This window comes from Streptomyces sp. ADMS (assembly GCF_033441795.1).
GTDB lineage: Bacteria > Actinomycetota > Actinomycetes > Streptomycetales > Streptomycetaceae > Streptomyces.
In genome coordinates this window covers 1-5,694 of sequence record NZ_JAVFVX010000215.1, presented here as the reverse complement: position 1 = coordinate 5,694, position 5,694 = coordinate 1, and the positions used below count along the sequence as shown (strand labels likewise).

At 70.2% G+C, this 5,694-nt stretch carries 5 protein-coding genes and 1 pseudogene; 5 read left to right on the top strand and 1 reads right to left on the bottom strand.

The window, feature by feature from the left end; translation table 11 throughout:
* From RB628_RS39230 to RB628_RS39210, 5 genes are all read left to right on the top strand, one after another.
* Positions 1-442 (top strand): M48 family metalloprotease (locus RB628_RS39230; protein WP_318325433.1); only part of this gene is annotated, 442 nt, incomplete at its 5' end.
* A 20-nt stretch (positions 443-462) separates the two neighbouring features.
* On the top strand, positions 463-1,041 hold the full coding sequence (gene pspAB / locus RB628_RS39225; RefSeq protein WP_318325432.1) for a PspA-associated protein PspAB: 579 nt from the start codon (positions 463-465) through the stop codon (positions 1,039-1,041).
* Between the two features lie 1,165 nt (positions 1,042-2,206).
* Positions 2,207-2,638: a hypothetical protein gene (locus tag RB628_RS39220; protein ID WP_318325431.1), complete on the top strand. Its 432-nt coding sequence runs from the start codon at positions 2,207-2,209 to the stop codon at positions 2,636-2,638.
* Positions 2,639-2,744: 106 nt separating this feature from the next.
* Complete coding sequence (locus RB628_RS39215) at positions 2,745-3,860, top strand: PLP-dependent cysteine synthase family protein (protein ID WP_318325429.1); 1,116 nt, start codon at positions 2,745-2,747, stop codon at positions 3,858-3,860.
* Entirely contained in the window at positions 3,857-5,155 is a 1,299-nt protein-coding gene (locus RB628_RS39210; RefSeq protein WP_318325428.1) for an MFS transporter, read from the top strand. The genes RB628_RS39215 and RB628_RS39210 overlap by 4 nt, the downstream gene beginning before the upstream one ends.
* 323 nt (positions 5,156-5,478) lie before the next feature.
* On the opposite strand, the pseudogene RB628_RS39205 reads toward RB628_RS39210, so the two are convergent.
* Positions 5,479-5,601, bottom strand: a pseudogene (locus RB628_RS39205) (GNAT family N-acetyltransferase); the annotation flags it as partial.
* Positions 5,602-5,694: the final 93 nt, after the last annotated feature.

Below are 5,694 nucleotides of genomic sequence, written 5' to 3'. Positions count from 1 at the left end.
GATCGCCGGACTCATCGTCCGCTTCGCCTTCTACTCCCAGCTGTTCGGCGGACGCGGCCGCGACCAGAACACCGCCGCCCTGCTCGCGATCGTCATGGCGGTCTCCGCGCTCGTCTACGGCCTCAGCTTCCTGCTGATCCGGGCGCTGTCCCGCTATCGCGAACTGGCCGCCGACCGCGCCGCGGCCATGCTCACCGGCAAGCCCTCGGTGCTCGCGTCGGCGCTGACCAAAGTCAGCGGCGACATCGCCCGTATCCCGACCAGGGATCTGCGCACCGCCCAGGCGTTCAACGCGTTCTTCTTCGCCCCCGCCCTGGGCCCCGGCACCGCTCTGGCCGGCATGTTCTCCACCCACCCCAGCCTGGAACGCCGCATCGAGGCGCTCGCGGAGATCTCCGTCGAGCTGGGCGGGGCGGGCGGGAAACCGAGGGACGACACGTGACGAGAAGGAGCTGAGGACCCGTGGGTTTCCTGGACGTCCTGCTCGGCCGGACCAAGCCGGTCAAGCCCGACCTGGACCAGCTCTTCGGCCTGCCCTCGGCGGCGATCACCCTCCAGGCGGCCATCGGCTTCACTCCGACCGGAGCGGGCTCGGTGTGCTTCGCCGCCATCGAGGGCGGGGCCTTCGCCCAGGTCCAGCAGGAGGTGCGGGCCCTGCTGGACGCCGACTCACAACGGGGCGGTACTCCAGTGGAGTTCAGCCGTGACTCCTACGGGTACTCGTGGCTGCTCTCCCGTCGCGACCCCGGCGACCTGCCCGCCCTCGTGAACGACCTGCACGCGGTGAACACCGCCCTGCAGGACAGCGGCTTCGGCCCGCAACTCCTGTGCTCTCTGGTCACGTTCCACGACGCCGAGCTGCGCCCCCTCGCGCTGGTCTACCTCTACAAGCGCGGCACCTTCTACCCGTTCGCTCCGCTGCCCGGCCAGAAACGCGACAACCCGCTGGAACTCCAGGTCAAGGCCACGGTCAAGGACGACCTGCGCGTCGAGGAGGACCTGAGCCGCTGGTTCCCGCTCTGGGGCGCCCCCGGCCTGTGAACCTGCGGCCGTCTTCTGACGGTGTGTCCGGGCCGCGTTCCGGCGCTCCCAAGCCAACGCGACCTCCGAAGGCAGTGCCCGGGAGTGTGGAGGGACGTGTCGCTCAGTGCGGGGAGGCGTCGGCCACGGTTGTGAGGGCCCGTCGTAGCTGACCGGCGTCGGGGGCGCCGGCAAGGCGGTGGGGGGAGTCGGGGCCATGCGACGGCTGGGGGATCTCAAGGCGGAGATCATGGTTCGCCACCGAATGCGCAAGCGAGTACGCAGGGCCATAGTAGACGGCTGGTCCCGGACCTCCGCGCCGCCCGCACGACGCCGAAACAACTGTTTGCAGTCGGTGAAGTGCCGTGCGCCTGCACGCGGTTGGTTCCTCCGGAGGGCGGCCGCATCCGCAGGATGGCTTGTTTACGCAGTGTTCTCGCCGTTCGGAGCGGGAGTGCTTCCGGGGGCGGGTTAGGATCACGGCGTGATTACAGCCTGGTCGCCTTCCGGTGTGCAGCGGAGCCGCTCGACAGCGGTTCTGTGGCGCATGGTGGGCCTGGGCCTGTTCCTCTTCGGTCTGCTGTACACGCATGCCGTCAACCCCGATGCCACGGTACGTCACGTCTCGTCCGGCGAAGGCGTCGCGGTGCCCGGCGTTCACTCCACGCCCACCGTGGACCGCGAAAAGGTTGCGAGTGCCACGTCGGCAGTGTTCTCGGGCGAGACTCCCCGTGGTCCATCGGGCGACCATCACGAGGGTCACGGGCAGCACCACGCCGGTGGGGAGTGCTCGCTCGGGCAGCCTCCGCAGGCGCCCGGTGTCGGCGTGCCCTGCTTGTCTCCGCTGAGCTCGGCGAGCGATGACGACGGCCTGTCTCGGCTGGCGCACGCTCATCACTCAGCGGCTCAGCACGTCGTGGCTCCGGTAGAGCATGCGGCGGACTCCGCGGTTCTGCGTATCTAGGTCAGCGTCTTTCCGGACCGGTCATTTCCCAGGGGTCACCGACCCGGCCCAAAGCCGTGGTCGCGTATTTCCCGGCGGCCGGTTCCTGGCGTCTGACCTCCTCTGCATGCCGTTCTTCGGTGCGGTGCGCTGCGGGGATGGTCGACGACTGTTTCCACCCCCCCACTGATCCCTGCCCCTGCCGTGATCCTTCCGGCCAGGGCGGCGCCGCACGGAGAGCTTGTGCCCCCCACCCCTGCCACCGTCCCTGTCCATGCCCCAGGAGCACGTTCGCTCCGCCAGGGCCGACTCGTCCTGACCGCGCTGTACGCCCTGCTGTTCGCGATGCTGACGTGTCTCAGCGATCAGCTCCATACGTCGGAGCAGCCGTACGGTCACCTGGCCGCCGCGTCGAGTGAAGTCCCGTCGCCCGCGGACGACTCCGAGGGCGAGAGCCTCGACGCATCGGACAGTCCCGACCGTTGTCACGACGCCCCTTCTGAGGCAGCCGCCTTCTCGAAGTCCTCGGCTCGTGCCTCATCGCCTGCGACCGCCCCCGCGTCGCTGGCGGGCGTGGCGGACCGCCTCTCGCACGATCCCCGTGTCGCCGCGCGAAGACTCCCACCGAGCGGCGGCCGGCCCGCTCTCATCGCCCTCTGCCAGTGGCGCATATAGACGCAGCCCTGGCAGGTCGGCCCCGGCCGGACCGCCGCGCGCCGCGCATCTGCCGCCGCGCGAGATGAGCATCCACATGCGTCCGCATCGAACGAGAGCGAAAGAGATGCACTCCCTGACCACGAGTGACTTCACCCCCGCCGCCTCCACCCTCCCCGGGCTGGTCGGCAACACCCCTGTTCTGCGCGTATCCCAGCCCTTCTCCCCGCCCGACCGGGGCTTCTGGGCCAAGCTGGAGGGCTTCAACCCCGGCGGCATCAAGGACCGTCCCGCACTGCACATGGTCGAACGGGCCCGAGCCCGCGGCGACTTGGGCCCGGGACGCCCGATCATCGAGTCGACCAGCGGCACGCTCGGCCTCGGCCTCGCCCTGGCCGGAATGGTCTACGGGCACCCCGTCACCCTCGTCACCGACCCGGGCCTCGAACCGTCCATGACCCGGCTGCTCACGGCCTACGGGGCCACCGTCGACATGGTCCCCGAGCCGCACCCCACCGGCGGCTGGCAGCAGGCCCGCCGCGACCGGGTCGCCGAACTGCTGGCACGAAGCCCCGGAGCCTGGTGTCCCGACCAGTACGGCAACCCGGACAACGTCTCCGCCTACACCCCGCTCGCCCTCGAACTCGCCTCGCAGGTGGGCCACATCGACATGCTTGTCTGCAGTGTCGGGACGGGCGGCCATTCCGCGGGCATCTCGCGCGTCCTGCGCCAGCTGTACCCCGAGGTGCGGCTGGTGGGTGTGGACACCGTGGGCTCGACCATCTTCGGCCAGCCCGCCCGACCTCGGCTGATGCGTGGCCTCGGCTCCAGCATCTACCCGCGCAACGTCGCCTACGAGAACTTCAGCGAGGTGCACTGGGTGGCACCCGGCGAATCGGTCTGGGCCTGCAGGAAGTTGGCCACCTCGCACTACGCCACAGGTGGCTGGAGCGTCGGCGCGGTCGCGCTGGTGGCCGGCTGGCTCGCCCGTACGACTCCTGCGAGCACCCGCATCGTGGCGGTCTTCCCCGACGGACCCCAGCGATACCTGGAGACCGTCTACGACGACGACTACTGCGCCGAACACGGGCTGTCGGACGTGACACCCGCACCCGAACCGGAACTGGTGGGCAGGCCGGACGAGAAGGAAGTCACCCGCTGGACCCGCTGCACGACGGTCAGCGACCCCCTCTTCCTGATGGCCGGGTCGGCCGGTGCCGCCGAAGGCGGTGCGGCGCGGTGAAGACGATGCTCACACAGGTCCGTTCCTACGAGCGGAGCGTCCAGCTGCTCATGGTGAACCAGTTCACCATCAACCTCGGCTTCTACATGCTGATGCCGTATCTGGCCGCCCACCTGTCCGGCTCCCTCGGCCTGGCCGGCTGGATGGTCGGACTCATCCTGGGCGTGCGGAACTTCAGCCAGCAGGGCATGTTCCTCATCGGCGGCACACTCGCCGACCGGCTCGGCTACAAGCCGCTGATCGTCGCAGGGTGCGTACTGCGCACCGTCGGCTTCGCCACCCTCGGCCTGGTCGACTCGGTTCCCGCGCTGCTCGCCGCCTCGGCGGCCACCGGCTTCGCGGGCGCGTTGTTCAACCCTGCGGTACGCGCCTATCTGGCGGCCGACGCGGGGGAGCGCAGAGTCGAGGCGTTCGCCCTCTTCAACGTCTTCTACCAGGCGGGCATACTGCTCGGCCCGCTGGTGGGGATGCTGCTGACCGGCTTCGACTTCCGCATCACCTGCCTCGTCTCGGCGGCGGTCTTCGCGCTGCTGAGCGTCGTACAGATCCGCTCACTGCCCACCCGGCGGGCGGACGGCGCGGTGGCCGCGAAAGCCGACGGGCGCGAGCGCGTGCTGGCCCAGTGGGCCGGGATCCTGCGCAACCGCGCGTTCCTGCTCTTCTCGACGGCCATGATCGGCTCGTACGTCCTGTCCTTCCAGGTCTATCTGGCCTTGCCGCTGGAGGTACGACGCCTGGGCGGCGACGGCGAGTTCGGGACCGCGGCCGTCGCGGTACTCTTCGCGGCTTCGGGCCTGGCCACGATCTTCGGCCAGACCCGGGTGACAGCGTGGTGCAAGGCGAGGCTGGAGCCCGGACAGGCCCTGGCCTGGGGGCTGTTGAGCATGGGCGTGGCCTTCGTACCGCTGCTCGCTGCGACGGCCCTGCCCGTCCCGGACGAGAGGCTGGGGCGCTGGCTGCTCGCCGCCGTACCGCCGACGCTGGCCGCGCTGTTGCTGGCGCTGGGCACGATGATCGCGTACCCCTTCGAGATGGACACCATCGTCCGGCTCTCCGGCGACCGCCTCGTCGCCACGCACTACGGCCTCTACAACACCATCTGCGGTGTCGGCATCACCTTGGGCAACCTGCTCACCGGGGCGGCCCTCGACGCCGCGCGCTCGGCCGGCATGTCCGCGCTGCCCTGGCTGGCGCTGCTCGTCCTCGGACTGGCCTGCGCCGTGTCCCTTTACGGACTGCACCGGGCCGGCCGCCTGACCCGCGAGGCTCCTGAGCCTCAGCCGGCGGTGGTCTGACCCAGAACTCGTCCCCGGGGCGGGGCGAGGGGCTCAACGCCGCTCGCCCCGCCCTACGACTGCTTCTGCGGCCTGGGCCCCTCTCAGCTCACCGGTCGTACTGCGGTGGGGCAACGATCGTCGGGTCCTTCGACGTCTTGGCGGTCGGCGGATCCGACGGGTCCTCCCCGGTGGACTCATGGCAGCCACCGTGCTCACCATCGTGGGCTGGGGCGTGAAGACGATCCGCGACCGGGGCGCGCCCGACGGACTGGGGACAACACGCCCCGACTCGGCGAGCCGCCACCGACCACTCGTCGGCAGCCTGAGCCTGCCCATCGCGAGGTGTTGGGCAGGGCGAGCGCGACCGCTTCCGGGTCTTTGTCCGAGAGGCCGGCATCGGCGCGCAAGCGGCGGAAGACCTCGACGGAGGGCACGCCCACGCTCAACTCGTAAGGATCACTCATGCTGTCCACTTCCGATCGTGCAGGCGGCGGCCGAATGTCTTGGACGGAACCCGGAGGCGAGCCTGAGCGAGATCGCGCGCGCCGCGGGCGTGG